The organism is Pseudomonas sp. PA-6-3C (assembly GCF_021605825.1).
Lineage (GTDB): Bacteria > Pseudomonadota > Gammaproteobacteria > Pseudomonadales > Pseudomonadaceae > Aquipseudomonas > Aquipseudomonas edaphica.
The window spans coordinates 52,136-67,650 of sequence record NZ_WKDV01000004.1; the positions used below are offsets into that span (position 1 = coordinate 52,136).

General features: G+C 59.5%; 12 protein-coding genes and 1 pseudogene. 6 read left to right on the plus strand and 7 right to left on the minus strand.

Annotation, left to right across the window (positions count from 1 at the left end):
• Window positions 1-16: 16 nt before the first annotated feature.
• Both GIW48_RS04555 and GIW48_RS04560 read left to right on the plus strand, forming a co-directional pair.
• Window positions 17-2,053: a sensor histidine kinase gene (locus GIW48_RS04555; protein WP_017139800.1), complete on the plus strand. Its 2,037-nt coding sequence runs from the start codon at window positions 17-19 to the stop codon at window positions 2,051-2,053.
• Window positions 2,054-2,055: 2 nt separating this feature from the next.
• On the plus strand, window positions 2,056-2,634 hold the full coding sequence (locus tag GIW48_RS04560; protein ID WP_017139799.1) for a cob(I)yrinic acid a,c-diamide adenosyltransferase: 579 nt from the start codon (window positions 2,056-2,058) through the stop codon (window positions 2,632-2,634).
• A gap of 108 nt (window positions 2,635-2,742) precedes the next feature.
• Here GIW48_RS04560 and GIW48_RS04565 read toward each other — a convergent pair whose 3' ends face one another.
• The 3 genes from GIW48_RS04565 to secA all read right to left on the minus strand — a co-directional run bounded on the left by GIW48_RS04565 (window position 2,743) and on the right by secA (window position 7,784).
• Window positions 2,743-3,687, minus strand: a complete 945-nt coding sequence (locus GIW48_RS04565; protein ID WP_169985148.1) for a Nudix family hydrolase — start codon at window positions 3,685-3,687, stop codon at window positions 2,743-2,745.
• A gap of 19 nt (window positions 3,688-3,706) precedes the next feature.
• Window positions 3,707-4,924, minus strand: a complete 1,218-nt coding sequence (argJ, locus tag GIW48_RS04570; RefSeq protein WP_169985151.1) for a bifunctional glutamate N-acetyltransferase/amino-acid acetyltransferase ArgJ — start codon at window positions 4,922-4,924, stop codon at window positions 3,707-3,709.
• A gap of 124 nt (window positions 4,925-5,048) precedes the next feature.
• Window positions 5,049-7,784, minus strand: coding sequence for a preprotein translocase subunit SecA (gene secA / locus GIW48_RS04575; RefSeq protein WP_017139796.1), 2,736 nt, complete (start codon window positions 7,782-7,784; stop codon window positions 5,049-5,051).
• Window positions 7,785-8,089: 305 nt separating this feature from the next.
• Between secA and GIW48_RS04580 the strand changes: the two genes are divergently transcribed.
• Window positions 8,090-8,545, plus strand: coding sequence for a DUF721 domain-containing protein (locus tag GIW48_RS04580; protein ID WP_017139795.1), 456 nt, complete (start codon window positions 8,090-8,092; stop codon window positions 8,543-8,545).
• A gap of 4 nt (window positions 8,546-8,549) precedes the next feature.
• Here the strand turns inward: GIW48_RS04580 and GIW48_RS04585 are convergent, their stop codons facing one another.
• A complete protein-coding gene (locus GIW48_RS04585) occupies window positions 8,550-10,028 on the minus strand; it encodes a helicase HerA-like domain-containing protein (protein WP_017139794.1) in 1,479 nt (492 codons plus the stop codon).
• Window positions 10,029-10,233: 205 nt separating this feature from the next.
• Between GIW48_RS04585 and GIW48_RS29830 the strand changes: the two are divergent.
• Both GIW48_RS29830 and GIW48_RS29835 read left to right on the plus strand, forming a co-directional pair.
• A pseudogene (locus GIW48_RS29830) lies at window positions 10,234-11,265 on the plus strand (HAMP domain-containing protein); the annotation flags it as partial.
• Between the two features lie 93 nt (window positions 11,266-11,358).
• On the plus strand, window positions 11,359-12,123 hold the full coding sequence (locus tag GIW48_RS29835) for a methyl-accepting chemotaxis protein (protein WP_370589484.1): 765 nt from the start codon (window positions 11,359-11,361) through the stop codon (window positions 12,121-12,123).
• A 35-nt stretch (window positions 12,124-12,158) separates the two neighbouring features.
• On the opposite strand, the gene GIW48_RS04595 is transcribed toward GIW48_RS29835, so the two are convergent.
• Together GIW48_RS04595 and purU are read right to left on the minus strand one after the other, a co-directional pair.
• Window positions 12,159-12,329 (minus strand): hypothetical protein, encoded by a 171-nt coding sequence (locus GIW48_RS04595; RefSeq protein ID WP_017139792.1) that lies wholly within the window; start codon window positions 12,327-12,329, stop codon window positions 12,159-12,161.
• A gap of 84 nt (window positions 12,330-12,413) precedes the next feature.
• Window positions 12,414-13,262, minus strand: coding sequence for a formyltetrahydrofolate deformylase (gene purU / locus GIW48_RS04600; protein ID WP_017139791.1), 849 nt, complete (start codon window positions 13,260-13,262; stop codon window positions 12,414-12,416).
• 346 nt (window positions 13,263-13,608) lie between these two features.
• Here purU and mvaT point away from each other — a divergent pair, with 346 nt between their 5' ends.
• Window positions 13,609-13,983 carry a histone-like nucleoid-structuring protein MvaT gene (gene mvaT, locus GIW48_RS04605; protein ID WP_005790963.1) on the plus strand — a complete coding sequence of 125 codons (375 nt, stop codon included), beginning with the start codon at window positions 13,609-13,611 and terminating at the stop codon, window positions 13,981-13,983.
• Between the two features lie 91 nt (window positions 13,984-14,074).
• Here the strand turns inward: mvaT and sbcB are convergent, their stop codons facing one another.
• Window positions 14,075-15,502 carry an exodeoxyribonuclease I gene (sbcB, locus tag GIW48_RS04610; RefSeq protein WP_017139790.1) on the minus strand — a complete coding sequence of 476 codons (1,428 nt, stop codon included), beginning with the start codon at window positions 15,500-15,502 and terminating at the stop codon, window positions 14,075-14,077.
• Between the last annotated feature and the right edge of the window lie 13 nt (window positions 15,503-15,515).

Genomic DNA, 15,515 nt, shown 5'->3' on the forward strand with positions numbered 1-15,515 from the left:
ACCTGGAAAAAACCTGATGCCACTGCGCCAGCGTCTAGAAAATCTACCGGTAGGGCAGAAACTGCTGGCCGCCCTGCTGGTGCTGTTGACCACGGTATTACTGGTGGCCAACCTGACGTTTATCAGTGCCGCCTATTGGATCTCCCAGGAAAGCATGGCGCCCCAGGCGTTGCAGGCCATCGGTCGATTGGTGTCCAACCCGTCGCTGGCCGCCGAAGCCCTTGAATCCCCGGCCAAGGCCGACGCCCTGCTCAATGAGCTGACCAGCTATTCGCCATTACGCGCCGCCGCGCTGTACGACGGCGACGGCACCTTGCTGGCGCAGATGCAGCACGGCAACCGCCTGCACCTGCCGGAAAACTACCGGCATATCGAAGCCTGGCGCCTCACTGAGTTTCGCAGCAACCAGGTCATCACCCTGCCCCGCGCCGGCCAGCCGTCCGGGCATTTGCTGTTGGTGGCCAGCAGTGAGCTGCCTATGGCGTTCTATACCGGCACATTGACCGCCAGCCTCGGCATCCTGATTTTCAGCGTATTGCTGTGGCTGATCATCGCCCGCCAGATCAAACGCCTGATCACCCGCCCGATCCATGAGCTGGAAGAGCTTTCACGCCAGGTGACGCGCGAAGAGAACTACGCCCTGCGCGCCGGGCGCGGCAACCATGATGAAATCGGCAGCCTGGCCGAAGCCTTCAACACCATGTTGTCGCGCATCGAAGCCCGCGAGCAGCAGCTCAAACGTGCGCGAGACGACTCTCAGGCCGCCTACGACCAAGCCCAGGGCCTGGCCGAAGAAACACGCCACACCAACCGCAAGCTCGAACTGGAAGTGCAGGTGCGCAGCAAGATCGAGAAAAAGCTCACCGGCTTCCAGAACTACCTCAACAGCATCATCGACTCGATGCCGTCGGCGCTGATCGCCCTGGATGAGCAGCTTTACGTCACCCAATGGAACCAGGAAGCCACGGCGCTTTCCGGCACGCGCCTGGATGAAGCGCTGAACCAGCCGATCTTCCTCGCCTTCCAGCCGCTCAAACCGTACCTGCCGCAGATAAAAGCCACGGTGGAGCAGCACACGGTGGAGCGCATTGAGCGTGTCACCTGGATCAAGGATGACGAACCCAAGCATTACGCCCTGACCTTCTACCCGTTGATGGGCGGTGCCGGGCGCGGCGTAGTGATCCGTATCGACGACATCACCCAGCGTTTGTCCCTGGAAGAAATGATGGTGCAGTCGGAAAAAATGCTCTCCGTGGGCGGCCTGGCTGCGGGCATGGCCCATGAAATCAACAACCCGCTGGGGGCGATCCTGCATAACGTGCAGAACATCCGCCGGCGCCTGTCCCCCGACCTGCCGAAGAACCTGGAACACGCCGAACAGGCGGGTATCGAGCTGGAGACGGTCAACCACTACCTGCAAAGCCGCGAAGTCCCGCAATTGCTCGATGGCATCCAGCAAGCCGGCGCGCGGGCGGCGAAAATCGTCACCCATATGCTCAGCTTCAGCCGCCGCAGTAACCGCCAGATGGCGCCGTGCGACTTACCGGCACTGATCGACCAGGCCGTGGAAATTGCCGGTAACGACTTCGACCTGACCATCGGCTTCGACTTCAAGGGCCAGGCGATCATCCGCCAGTTCGACCCGCAACTGGGCCCGGTGCCCGGTACCGCCAACGAGCTGGAACAGGTGCTGCTCAATCTGCTGAAAAACGCTGCGCAAGCCATTCACCTGCGTGAAGACGACAGCGAGCCGGGGCGCATCATCTTGCGCACCCGCCTCAACCCGCCGTGGGCGGAGATCCAGGTGGAAGACAATGGCATCGGCATGAGCGAAAACGTGCGCAAACGCACGTTCGAGCCGTTCTTTACCACCAAGGAAATCGGCCAAGGCACCGGGCTTGGGCTGTCGGTGTCGTACTTCATCATCACCAACAACCATAAAGGCCAGATGGAAGTGCATTCCACCCTCGGCCAAGGCACCTGTTTTACCCTGCGCCTGCCGTTGGCCGGCAGCCAGATGCCACCCTATGAACTGACTCAACTGGAGCAATGACCATGGGCTTTCGCCTGTCGAAGATCTACACCCGCACCGGCGACAAGGGCGAGACGGGCCTGGGTGATGGCCGTCGCGTGCCCAAGGACCACCCTCGCGTGGAAGCCATTGGCGAGGTGGATACGCTGAACAGCCAGTTGGGTTTGCTGCTGGCCAACCTTGAAGAACAGAGCGGCCAGCACCCGCAGCTCAAGGAGGTGATCGAGGTGCTTACGCCGTGCCAGCACCGCTTGTTCGACTTGGGCGGTGAGTTGGCGATGCCTGTGTACAAAGCGTTGAATGCCGCAGAAGTCGACCGGCTGGAAGCGGCGATTGACCGTTGGAATGAGGAAGTCGGGCCGCTGGAAAACTTCATCTTGCCCGGCGGTTCAGCGCTGATTGCCCAGGCCCATGTGTGCCGCAGCCTGGCGCGCAGTGCGGAGCGGCGGTGTCAGCAGTTGAATGCGATTGAGCCGTTGGAAGGCGTGGGGCTTGCGTATATCAATCGGTTGTCGGATGTGCTGTTTGTGGCGGCGCGGGTGATTGCCAAGCGTCAGGGTGTAGTGGAAGTGTTGTGGCAGGCGGCGGCCAAGCCTCACTAAGTTCGTTCCCACGCTCTGCGTGGGAATGCAGCCCTGGACGCTCCGCGTCCCAAAGCGTGACGCTCCGCGTCACAAGAGGCATTCCCACGCAGAGCGTGGGAACGATCATCATGCCTCAGGCCAGAACGCGCGAATGCCTGCCACACCCTGAGCCCCGGCTTCCCAAGCCTGTTCCCGCTCAGCCGGCCCAAGCCCGCCCAGCAGAAACACCGGTTTACTGAACCCACGGATCAACTCTACCGCCTGCTCCCAACCCAACGGCTGGGCATCGGGATGAGTCTGGGTCGGCTGCACCGGCGACAGCGTGACGAAATCCACGTCCATCATCTCTGCCAGTGCCAGCTCTTCGGCGTTGTGGCAAGAAGCCGCCAACCAGCGATCCTTCGGCAGCGGGCGGCCTTTGCTCGCGTATTTACGCAACTGCGCCGAGGTCATGTGCCAGCCGGCGGCAGGGAAATCCCCCAGCCATTCGAACGGCCCTTTAAGCATCAGTTGCGCCTTGCCGGCACACAGGCCCACCGCGTCCACCGCCAGGTCACGGTATTTAGGGTCGTAACCGTTGGGCGCGCGCAGTTGAACCAGCTTGATGCCACCGGCAATGGCTTTCTGGACACCTCGCAACAAGGTGGGGGCTTCCAGTTCGCCTGGTGTGATCAAGTATTCAGCGGGCAAACGGGCAGCCGCAACAATCGGTGCATTCGCCGCCGGGAACTCATAGTTGAGCAAGTCCCGCGGCGTCACCCATTCCAACGGCTGCCCTTCGGCACCATGGGGCTCGCCGGTAAAGGCCGAGACTTCCCAGACATCCAGCAACACCTGCTTGTCCGGGTAGTCATGCTGCACCTTGATCAGCGGGCGCGCCGTGGTGACCTGGATGCCCAGTTCTTCCTGCAACTCGCGGGACAAAGCGCTTGCGACCGACTCATCAGCCTCCACCTTGCCGCCGGGAAACTCCCAGAGGCCGCCTTGGTGCTGGGTATCGGCACGGCGTGCCAGCAGGATCCTGCCGTCGACGCCACGGATCACCGCTGCTGCTACATGCACTCGTTTCACCAGGTTTTCCTCTTGGCTGTCAGGTGCGGTATTCCGCGTTGATCTTTACGTACTCGTGGGACAGGTCGGTGGTCCAGATGGTTTCGCTGCAGTCGCCGCGCCCCAACTCGATGCGGATGGTGATTTCTTCTTGCTGCATCACCGCCGAGCCCTGGGCTTCGGTGTAGGTTTCAGCGCGAGCGCCACGGCTGGCAATGCACACGTCGCCAAGGAACACGTCGATCTTGCTGACGTCCAGGTCCGGCACACCGGCACGGCCGACGGCAGCGAGGATGCGGCCCCAGTTCGGGTCGGAAGCAAACAGTGCAGTCTTGATCAGGGGCGAGTGGGCCACGGTGTAACCGACATCCAGGCATTCCTGGTGGTTAGCGCCGCCGTTCACTTCAACAGTGACGAACTTGGTTGCGCCCTCACCGTCACGCACGATGGCCTGGGCCACGTCCATGCACACCTCGAACACCGCCTGCTTCAATGCGGCGAACAGCGCGCCCTCGGTGGAGGTGATTTCCGGCAGGTTGGCCTGGCCGGTGGCGATCAGCATGCAGCAGTCGTTGGTCGAGGTGTCGCCATCGATGGTGATGCGGTTGAACGACTTGTTGGCGCCGTCGAGCATCAGGCGCTGCAGCACGTCGCGGGAGACTTTGGCGTCGGTGGCAATGTAGCCGAGCATGGTGGCCATGTTCGGGCGGATCATGCCCGCGCCCTTGCTGATGCCGGTCACGGTAACGGTCACGCCGTCGTGTACAAACTGGCGGCTAGCGCCTTTGGGCAGGGTGTCGGTGGTCATGATGCCGGTGGCCGCAGCCGCCCAGTTATCCACAGACAGGTCATCCAGTGCGGCTTGCAGCGCGCCTTCGATTTTTTCCACCGGCAGCGGCTCACCGATCACGCCGGTGGAGTACGGCAGCACTTGGCTGGCATCCACGCCGGTCAACTGGGCCAGCTTGGCGCAGGTGCGCGCAGCGGCAACCAGGCCTGGCTCGCCGGTACCGGCGTTGGCATTGCCGGTGTTGGTCAGCAGGTAACGGATCGAACCTGCCACGCGTTGCTTGGCCAGGATGACCGGTGCGGCGCAAAACGCGTTGAGCGTGAACACGCCCGCAACCGTCGAGCCTTCGGCACAGCGCATCACCACTACATCTTTGCGCCCCGGGCGCTTGATGCCGGCCGAAGCGATACCGAGTTCAAAACCGGCGACCGGGTACAAAGTGGGCAAAGGACCAAGACCAACAGCCATGAATGCGCTCCTTAAAGAATAGGTGATGTCTGTACCGTCGCGATCAACGGTGAAATTAATGGCAAAACGCCGCGACGGCAAAGGCCGGTCGCGGCGCAGGGTGTTGCAGCGTCAGGCAAAAATCTTAGTTGATTTCGCCGTGGCAGTGTTTGAACTTCTTGCCCGAACCGCACCAGCACAGCTCGTTGCGGCCCAGCTTCTGGTCATTGCGGACCGGGGCTTGAGCCAAGGCCACATCGACCTCTTCGCCCAAGGCTTCCGGCGCTTCCAGACCCGGTGCTTCGTCATGCTGGAACTGCATGCGCGCAGCGAGTGCCTCGGCTTCCTGACGCAGGCGGGCTTCTTCCTCGATCGGGTCTTCGCGACGCACCTGAACGTGGGAGAGCACACGGATCGAATCGCGCTTGATCGAATCCAGCAGCTCGGAGAACAGCGTGAACGACTCGCGCTTGTACTCCTGCTTCGGGTTCTTCTGGGCGTAGCCACGCAGGTGGATACCGTGACGCAGGTGGTCCATGGTCGACAGGTGGTCTTTCCACAGGTCGTCCAGCACGCGCAGTACGATTTGTTTCTCGAAGGTGCGCAGTGCTTCGGCACTCGCCTGCTCTTCTTTCTCGTTGTATGCGGCCAAAAGCTCGGTCATCAGCTTCTCGCGCAGGGTTTCTTCGTACAGGTGGTCGTCTTCGTCCAGCCACTGCTGAACCGGCAAGTCCACACCGAAGTCGCTCTTCAACGCAGCTTCCAGGCCGGCAACATCCCACTGCTCAGGCAGGGACTGTGGCGGGATGTGTGCGCTGACGGTAGCGTTGAGCACGTCCTGACGGAAATCGGCAATCGTCTCGCCAATGTTGTCGGCGGCCAGCAACGTGTTACGCATGTGATAAATCACTTTACGCTGTTCGTTGTTGACGTCATCGAACTCGAGCAGTTGCTTACGAATATCGAAGTTACGGCCTTCGACTTTGCGCTGGGCCTTCTCGATGGCGTTGGTCACCATGCGGTGCTCGATCGCTTCACCGGACTGCATGCCCAGGGCTTTCATGAAATTCTTCACCCGATCCGAGGCGAAGATACGCATCAGGCTGTCTTCCAGCGACAGGTAGAAGCGGCTGGAACCGGCGTCACCCTGACGGCCGGCACGACCACGCAGCTGGTTGTCGATACGACGCGATTCATGACGCTCGGAGGCGATTACCTGCAAACCACCGGATTCCAGCACAGCCTGGTGGCGTTTCTGCCAGTCGGCCTTGATCTGGGCGATTTGCTCAGGGCTTGGGTTTTCCAGTGCCGCAACTTCCACTTCCCAGTTGCCGCCCAACAGGATGTCGGTACCACGACCGGCCATGTTGGTAGCGATGGTCAGCGCGCCTGGGCGACCGGCCTGGGCAATGATCTCGGCTTCTTTTTCGTGGAACTTGGCGTTTAGAACCTTGTGCTCGATGCCTTCCTTGTTGAGCAGGTTGGACACGTGCTCGGAAGTCTCGATGGTGGCAGTACCCACCAGGATCGGACGCCCCTGGGCCATGCCGTCCTTGATGTCGTTGATGATTGCCGCGTATTTCTCTTCGGCCGTCAGGAACACCAGGTCGTTGAAGTCTTTACGCGCCAGCGGCTTGTTCGGTGGAATCACCATCACAGCCAGGTTGTAGATCTGATGGAATTCGAACGCTTCGGTGTCAGCTGTACCGGTCATGCCGGACAGTTTGTTGTACAGACGGAAGTAGTTCTGGAAGGTGGTGGAGGCCAACGTCTGGCTTTCGGCCTGGATGTTGAGCATTTCCTTGGCTTCGATGGCCTGGTGCAGGCCTTCGGACAGACGGCGACCCGGCATGGTACGGCCGGTGTGTTCGTCAACCAGTACGACCTGGCCGTCCTGGACGATGTATTCGACGTTGCGATGGAACAGCTTGTGGGCGCGCAGGCCGGCGTACACGTGGGTCAACAGGCCCAGGTTGTGCGCCGAGTAGAGGCTTTCGCCCTCGGCCAGCTCGCCGATCTGGGTCAGCATCTCTTCGACAAACTGGTGACCGGCTTCGTTGAGTTCAACCTGGCGGGTCTTCTCGTCGATGGTGAAGTGACCTTCTTTGGTCACCACGCCTTCCACTTCCTCAACGTGCTGCACCAGGCGCGGGATCAACTTGTTGATCTCGGTGTACAGGCGCGAGCTGTCTTCGGCCTGGCCGGAGATGATCAGCGGGGTACGCGCTTCGTCGATGAGGATGGAGTCGACTTCGTCGATCACGGCAAAGTTGAGTTCGCGCTGGAATTTTTCTTCCATGCTGAACGCCATGTTGTCGCGAAGGTAATCGAAACCGAATTCGTTGTTGGTGCCGTAGGTAATGTCACACGCATAGGCGGCGCGCTTTTCTTCCGGCGGCTGGAACGGCGTGACTACGCCGACGGTCAGGCCGAGGTATTCATACAGCGGGCGCATCCAGTTGGCGTCCCGGCGGGCCAGATAGTCGTTCACCGTCACAACGTGCACGCCCTTGCCGGACAGTGCGTTGAGGTAAACGCCCAGGGTTGCCACCAGGGTCTTGCCTTCACCGGTACGCATCTCGGCAATCATGCCTTCATGCAAGGTCATGCCGCCGATCAACTGCACGTCGAAGTGGCGCATGCCCATGACACGCTTACCGGCTTCACGGGCGACCGCAAAGGCTTCAGGCAACAGCTTGTCGAGGGTTTCACCTTTGGCTATGCGGGCCTTGAACTCTTGGGTCTTGGCGCGCAATTGCTCGTCCGACAGGGCAACCATCTGCTCTTCGAAGGCATTGACCAGCTGCACCGTCTTGAGCATGCGTTTGACTTCGCGCTCATTCTTGCTTCCAAAAAGTTTCTTTAACAAAGGCGCAAACATATCGGCAGGTTCTTCCACACATAGGGATGGAGGGCGCACCGTGAGTGGCCCGAGCAGCCCTCACGGCCGCATGCGAACGCGCATTCTACCCGGAATCGTGGGTGAGGAAAGTGGCGTTATTCCCCGATGCTGGCATGGCGCTGTGAGAGGGCCTGTTTAAAATAAGGGCTTTTGCTGGAACTTCAACCCATCAAGCGCAGAAGTTACCTATTGATTTCACTCGCATTGCCCTGCTATCGCTTTGCCTGGGGCCGCACAGGCGCTTTCTGCTAAGATGGCGGCTCTGTTACTTAAGGTGTCTAAACATGGCGTTTCGCCCACTTACAGCCCGCGCGCCCAGCGTGTTGCTCCGCGAAGCCAAACCGTTGAAAGCCATCTTCGGCCACGCGCAACGCTTGGGCCATTTGCAACGCCTTGTAGAAAGCCAACTGCAACCTGCCGCCCGCGAACATTGTCATGTGGCGTCGTGGCGCGAAGGCAATTTACTGTTAATTGTCACCGACGGGCATTGGGCCACCCGTTTGCGCTACCAGCAAAAACGCTTGCAGCGGCAATTAATGGCATTTGAAGAGTTTGCCAGCCTGACCCGCATCCAGTTCAAGGTGCAGCCGCCCACCGTGCAGCAAGGTGCAGTGGGCCACACCATGGACCTGTCGCAGAACGCGGCCGAAACCATTCAAGCCACGGCCGACGGCATCAGCGATCCGGGCCTGCGCGCAGCGTTGGAGCGGTTGGCCGCCCACGCCAGGCCCAAGCCCTGAACCGCTACTTGCGTTTACTGCCGCCCAGCAACGAGCCCAACAACCCGCGCACCAACTGCCGTCCCATTTGATTGGCCGCCTGTTGCATGGCGGATTTGAGCGCCTTACCTGCTGTAGTCCCCAGGAACGCTCCGGCCTTGTCGGTAAAGCTCGGCTCTTCGGCGGCCGGTTTGGCCTCCTCGGTCGGGCCAAGCTCCTTGCGCGCCATCAGCACCTCATAGGCCGACTCACGGTCAATTGGCTTGTCGTAGCGCCCCAATAAAGGCGAACTGGCGATGATCGCAGCACGCTCGGCTTCGCTGAGCGGCCCGATCCGCGATTGCGGCGGCGCCACCAGCACGCGCTGGACCACTTCCGGCGTGCCCTTTTCCTGCAACGCCCCCACCAATGCCTCACCGGTGCCCAACTCAGTCAGTACCGACAAGGTATCGAACGCCGGGTTGGGGCGAAAACCGTCCGCCACCGCACGCAGGGATTTCTGCTCTTTGGTGGTGAACGCCCGCAAGCCATGCTGGATACGCAAGCCCAGTTGCGCCAATACCGTGTCAGGCAAATCCCCTGGGGATTGAGTGACAAAGTACACACCCACGCCCTTGGAACGGATCAAACGCACCACTTGTTCCAGGCGATCCTGCAATGCCTTGGGCGTATCGGCGAACAATAAATGCGCCTCGTCGAAAAACAGCGCCAGCAACGGTTTATCGGCATCGCCACGCTCCGGCAGTTGTTCGAACAACTCGGCCAACAGCCACAGCAGGAAGGTCGCATAGACCTTGGGCGCCTCGTGCACCAAGCGGCTCGCGTCCAGCAGGTGAATGCGCCCACGACCATCGCCGGCAGGCTGCAAGATATCTTCAAGCTGCAGGGCAGGCTCGCCAAACAAGGCTTCGGCGCCCTGCTGCTCCAGCACCGCCAAACGCCGCAACAGCGCCTGGCTGGAACCGGTGGTCATCAGCGCCGCGTCGTCGCCCAGCAGTTCCGGGTGATAACGCAAGTGGTTGAGCAAGGCCTTGAGGTCTTTGAGGTCCAGCAGCAACAGGCCTTCGCGGTCGGCCACCTTGAAAGTCGCATAGAGCGCCGATTGCTGGCTGTCAGTGAGTTCCAGCAGGCTGCCAAGCAGCAACGGCCCCATTTCGCTGATGGTGGTGCGAAGCGGATGACCGGACTGCCCGTGGATATCCCACAGTGTTACCGGATACGCCTTCGCGCTGTAATTGAGGAAGGGCATGCCCGCAATGCGCTCGGCCACCTTGCCTTGAGGGTTGGCCGCAGCGCCAAGGCCGCACAAGTCACCCTTGATATCAGCGGCAAACACGGCCACACCCGCATCGCTGAAGGCTTCCGCCAAGCGCTGCAACGTGACGGTTTTACCTGTGCCGGTCGCGCCGGCAATCAACCCGTGACGGTTGGCCAAGCGCATGGCCTGGGCGATGGGCTGGCCGTCCAGGCCGGCGCCGATAAGGAGTTGCGAGGAATCAGGCATTTCGTCACCTTTGGTTAATCTTTAGTGCCGTCAGGTCGATACAGACAGAGGTAAGACCCACAAAGTCTAAAAATTAGGTCAGATAGTTCTCACAGGGACCACCGGAATTATCACAAGCAGTATCACACCTTTTTTGACGCTGTCATTTTGCGCATCCTACAAGGACGCGCTTCGGATATTAAGACCTTAGCGGACCCTACAAGCCATGAATAAAAACCTGCGCTTCAGCCACAAAATCCTGCTTGCAGCCTCCCTTATCGTCATCGCCGCTTTTGCACTGTTTACCCTCTACAACGACTACCTGCAACGCAACGCGATTCGCGACGACCTCAATAATTACCTGCATGAAATGGGCGATGTCACCGCCAGCAACATTCAAACCTGGCTCACCGGGCGTATTGCCCTGGTCGAAAACGCTGCACAGAACATCGCGATCAACCCTGAACCCGCCGTAGTTGCTGGCCTGCTCGAGCAGAAAACCCTGACATCCTCGTTCATGGCCACCTACGTGGGCGACAGCAAAGGCGCCTTCACCATCCGCCCCGACACCAAGATGCCGGACGGTTTCGACCCACGGGTGCGCCCTTGGTACAAAGGCGCCCAAAGCAGTAACGGCTCAACCCTGACCGAACCTTACATCGACGCAGCGACCGGCCAGTTGATCATTTCCGTCGCTACCCCCAGCGCCAAGGCGGGGCAAAGCATCGGCGTGGTCGGCGGCGACCTGAGCCTGCAAACGCTGGTGGATAACATCGGCGCGCTGAACTTCGGCGGCATGGGCTACGCGTTCCTGGTCAGCGCTGACGGCAAAGTGCTGGTGCACCCGGACAAGAACCTGGTGATGAAGACGCTGGCCGACATGTACCCGAAAAACACCCCGAAGATTAGTGGTGATTTCAGCGAAGTCGAAGCCAATGGCAAAGACAACATCGTGACCTTCACCCCCATCAAAGGCCTGCCGTCGGTGAACTGGTACCTGGGTATTTCGGTGGATAAAGATAAATCCTTCGCCATGCTCAGCAAATTTCGCACCTCGGCCGTTATCGCCACGATCATTGCGGTTGTGATCATCATCGCGCTGCTCGGCATGCTGATCCGAGTGCTGCTGCAACCCCTGCACGTGATGACCCGCGCCATGCAGGACATCGCCGATGGCGAAGGTGACCTGACCCGCCGCCTGAACATCCAGAATCACGACGAGTTCGGCACGCTGGGTAATGCTTTCAATCGCTTCGTGGAGCGCATTCACACCTCGATTCGCGAAGTGTCCTCGGCCACCGAGCAGGTCAATGAAGTGGCCCTGCGAGTGGTCAGCGCTTCCAACTCGTCGATGGTCAACTCTGACGAGCAGGCCAACCGCACCAACAGCGTGGCCGCCGCCATCAACGAACTGGGCGCTGCTGCGCAAGAAATTGCACGTAACGCCGCCCAGGCTTCCCATCAGGCCAGCGATGCCCGGCACTTGGCCGAGGACGGCCAGCAAGTGGTCGAGCGTAATATCAAGGCAATGAACCAACTGTCCGAGATGATCAGCGCCTCCAGCAGCAATATCGAAGCGCTCAACAGCAAGACCGTGAACATCGGGCAGATTCTGGAGGTGATCACCAGCATCTCCCAGCAAACCAACCTGCTGGCGCTGAACGCCGCCATCGAAGCGGCACGTGCAGGTGAAGCTGGTCGCGGGTTTGCGGTGGTGGCCGATGAGGTGCGCAACCTGGCACATCGCACTCAGGAATCGGCGCAACAAGTGCAAAAGATGATTGAAGAGTTGCAGGTCGGCGCCCGGGATTCGGTCAGCACCATGAGTGAAAGCCAACGCCATAGCCTGGAGAGCGTCGAGATCGCCAACCTGGCCGGCGAGCGTCTCAACAGCGTGACCCAACGCATTGGCGAGATCGACGGGATGAACCAGTCCGTGGCCACCGCCACCGAGGAACAGACTTCGGTGGTGGAGTCGATCAACATGGACATCACCGAGATCAACACCCTCAACCAGGAAGGTGTGGAAAACCTGCAATCAACCCTGCGCGCCTGTACCGACCTGGAACAACAGGCCGCACGCTTGAAACAGCTGGTGGGCAGCTTCCGGATCTGATCCCTGCGCCCGCCGAGCGTTAAGGCGGCGGACCGCTAGGCTTGCTCGGGATCGGTTTTAGTGTGTTCCTGCCGCCACAGCTCGGCGGCACCGGGAAACTCGGTGCCGTCCTCCGCGTCCAGGTCATCCGGGTCAAAACGGCTCAAACACCCTTCGCCCAGCGTCGCTGGGGCCTTGGAGGTGGCTTTATCGAGTGGATCGCTCATCGCTTAATCCTTCATGGCGGACAAAAAAAGGGCCTGGGACGATTTAACGCCCAGGCCCTTTTTTCTTCAACTTAAACGCGGCTGTCAGAACACCACAGTCTTGTTGCCGTGTACCAGCACGCGATCTTCCAAGTGGTAACGCAGGCCACGGGCCAGCACCATCTTCTCGACGTCACGGCCGAAACGCACCATGTCTTCAATGCTGTCGCTGTGGCTGACGCGCACTACGTCCTGCTCGATGATCGGGCCGGCGTCGAGCTCCTCGGTGACATAGTGGCACGTTGCGCCAATCAACTTCACACCGCGCAGGGAGGCCTGGTGATACGGCTTGGCACCCACAAACGATGGCAGGAAGCTGTGGTGAATGTTGATCACTCGACCGGCATATTCGCTGCACAGTTCCGGCGGCAGGATTTGCATGTAACGCGCCAGCACGACTACATCGGCTTCGTGCTGCTTGACCAGGCGGGAGACTTCGGCGAATGCCGGTTCCTTGTCCTGTGGGTTGACCGGCACGTGGTAGTACGGGATGCCATGCCATTCGACCATGCTGCGCAGGTCATCATGGTTGGAAATTACACAGGCGATCTCACAGTCCAGCTCATCGCTGTGCCAACGGTGCAGCAAGTCGGCCAGGCAGTGGGATTCACGGCTGGCCATCAGCACGACACGTTTTTTCTGCTCGGTGTCGGTGATATGCCAGGTCATCGAAAACTCTTCAGCGATCGGCGCAAACGCCTCGCGAAATGCTTCGAGGCCGAAGGGCAGCGTGTCGGCACGTATCTCATGACGCATGAAAAACCAACCACTGAGATCGTCCGAGTGATGGCTCGCCTCGGTGATCCAGCCGTTGTGGGAGGCCAGAAAGTTACTGACTTTGGCAACGATACCAACCCGGTCCGGGCAAGCAATCACCAGCCGAAAAGTGCGCATTAGGGGGAAACTCCAGAACTTCGCAAAGGCCGCCATTCTAGCGATTACGCAGAAAAACTGCAGTACTCCTTGCACCTTATTCTGTCGCCCGGTCCTGGCGACACCCCTTAATAGCGTAAGGTTTTACCGCCGCTATATGAACGCCCACCCGAGGCTCAGACAGTTATGCAAAATAAACAGAATTATTTTTACACCTACCACCTATTAATTAACTCGATTGCATAGCATTGCCACAAACATTCAACGTAATTCACATAAATGCCTTCTTAAATGTTTACTTGGGGAAATTGCCTGACTATTATTAGGCCACTCACTGTCAATCAGCGCTCTACATAAGGTAGTCCACATGTCCCTGATCAACGAATACCGCGCCACCGAAGAAGCTATCAAAGAACTGCAAGCCCGTTTGAAGAACCTGTCACAAGACGACAAGCTGCAAACCGAGCTGGAATTCGAAGGCAAACTGCGCACCCTGATGGGTGAGTACTCCAAATCCCTGCGTGACATCATCGCGCTGCTGGATCCGGAATCCAAAGTTAAAGCACCACGTGGCGCTGTGAAAACTACCGGCACCAAGCGTGCTCGCAAGGTCAAGCAGTACAAAAACCCGCACAACGGCGAAGTGATTGAAACCAAAGGTGGCAACCACAAGACTCTGAAAGAGTGGAAAGCCAAGTGGGGCGGCGACGTGGTAGAAGGTTGGGCTACCCTGCTGGGCTAAGCCTGATCGGGCTTCTGCCTGATATGCAACACAATAAAAAACGCCAGCTTGCTGGCGTTTTTTATTGTCCGAATATTTTGCAAGTGCCTGACTACAGGCCCAGGCGAGCGGCTAAAGAGTCGGCATACTCTTGCCATTCATCGAGCACCTGGCGCTGAAACGCTGTAGCACTAACAGCCAACTCCTCACGTGCCTGCTTAAATGCCAACAGGGTATTGGGTGCGCCCCACTCCGGGCTCGACAAACGTTGCTGACAGAAAAGTTTCCAGCGTTGTTGCTCATCGTTGTCCAAGGTGTCAGGAAAGTTACGCGCACGGTAACGGAATAATAATTCCGGCAATCGATGATCATCGAAAGGCCACTGCTGACGTGCCAACTGTGACGGTTCAGCCACACGGACTTGTTCGCATAACCGTCGGTCGCGGTCACCGATAAAACCGTCATAGAGCTGCTGCTCCGGGTCTGTGCTCGGTGCAAAGTCTTCCTCGGCATAAATGGCTGCCAACTTGTCGCGCCAAACTTCCTGTGCGTCAGTTAGTCGCAGCGCCCGCGCCTGGCACACGTCCATATCGAAGTTCAGGCGTTCGCGATCCTGTGCGCGCAGCACATTCAATGGCGCGACCACCGGGCAGCGGTTGATATGCAACAACTTGAGCGGCACTGGCAACTCACCTTGCGCCAACTCATCACGGCGCGTGTAAAGCCGCTGGCGTAAGGTTTCGGCGTCCAGGTCGAGCAAACCCTGCGGGTCGAGACCAAGGTCACAGACAATCAACGCATTGCGATTGCGCGGGTGCCAGGCCAGGGGCAGTACCACACCCAGGTAATGACGCTCGGCGGAGAAACGCCCGGAAATATGCACCATGGGCTGCAACAGGCGGATCTGATCCATCACCCGCTGCTTGCTGCGCAGTTGAAACAGCCAGTCATACAACTTTGGCTGCTTGTCGCGGATCAGCCGCGCCAGGGCTATGGTGGCTCGCACGTCAGACAGGGCATCGTGAGCATGGCCGTGGTCGATGCCATTGGCTTGGGTCAAACGCTCCAGCTTGAGGGTGACACGCCCGTCCTGCTGCGGCCACTCAATGCCTTCGGGGCGCAGTGCGTAAGCCGTGCGAACCACATCGATCAAGTCCCAACGACTATTGCCCCCCTGCCACTCACGGGCATACGGGTCAAAAAAGTTGCGGTACAGGCTGTAGCGCGTCATTTCATCGTCAAAGCGCAACGTGTTGTAACCGGCACCACAGGTTCCAGGCACGGCCAGCTCGGCGTGCACGCGGGTCATGAAGTCGGCTTCGGCCAGGCCTTTTTCCGCCAGAATGCCAGGGGTGATACCGGTTATGGCGCAGGCAGCCGGGTGCGGCAGGATATCGTCGCTTGGCTGGCAATAAAGGTTGACCGGCGGGCCGACCTCGTTGAGCTCGAGGTCGGTACGAATACCGGCAACCTGCAACGGGCGATCGCTGCGGGGGTTGATGCCGGTAGTTTCATAGTCGTACCAGAAAATGGTAGTCACGGGCTGTTCCTGT

Coding starts and splice junctions, on each gene's coding strand:
- GIW48_RS29835 (WP_370589484.1), top strand. CDS start 11,359: ATGGTCAACTCTGACGAGCAGGCCAACCGCACCAACAGCGTGGCCGCC.
- mvaT (WP_005790963.1), top strand. CDS start 13,609: ATGTCCCTGATCAACGAATACCGCGCCACCGAAGAAGCTATCAAAGAA.
- GIW48_RS04560 (WP_017139799.1), top strand. CDS start 2,056: ATGGGCTTTCGCCTGTCGAAGATCTACACCCGCACCGGCGACAAGGGC.
- secA (WP_017139796.1), bottom strand. CDS start 7,784: ATGTTTGCGCCTTTGTTAAAGAAACTTTTTGGAAGCAAGAATGAGCGC.
- argJ (WP_169985151.1), bottom strand. CDS start 4,924: ATGGCTGTTGGTCTTGGTCCTTTGCCCACTTTGTACCCGGTCGCCGGT.
- purU (WP_017139791.1), bottom strand. CDS start 13,262: ATGCGCACTTTTCGGCTGGTGATTGCTTGCCCGGACCGGGTTGGTATC.
- GIW48_RS04595 (WP_017139792.1), bottom strand. CDS start 12,329: ATGAGCGATCCACTCGATAAAGCCACCTCCAAGGCCCCAGCGACGCTG.
- GIW48_RS04585 (WP_017139794.1), bottom strand. CDS start 10,028: ATGCCTGATTCCTCGCAACTCCTTATCGGCGCCGGCCTGGACGGCCAG.
- GIW48_RS04580 (WP_017139795.1), top strand. CDS start 8,090: ATGGCGTTTCGCCCACTTACAGCCCGCGCGCCCAGCGTGTTGCTCCGC.
- GIW48_RS04555 (WP_017139800.1), top strand. CDS start 17: ATGCCACTGCGCCAGCGTCTAGAAAATCTACCGGTAGGGCAGAAACTG.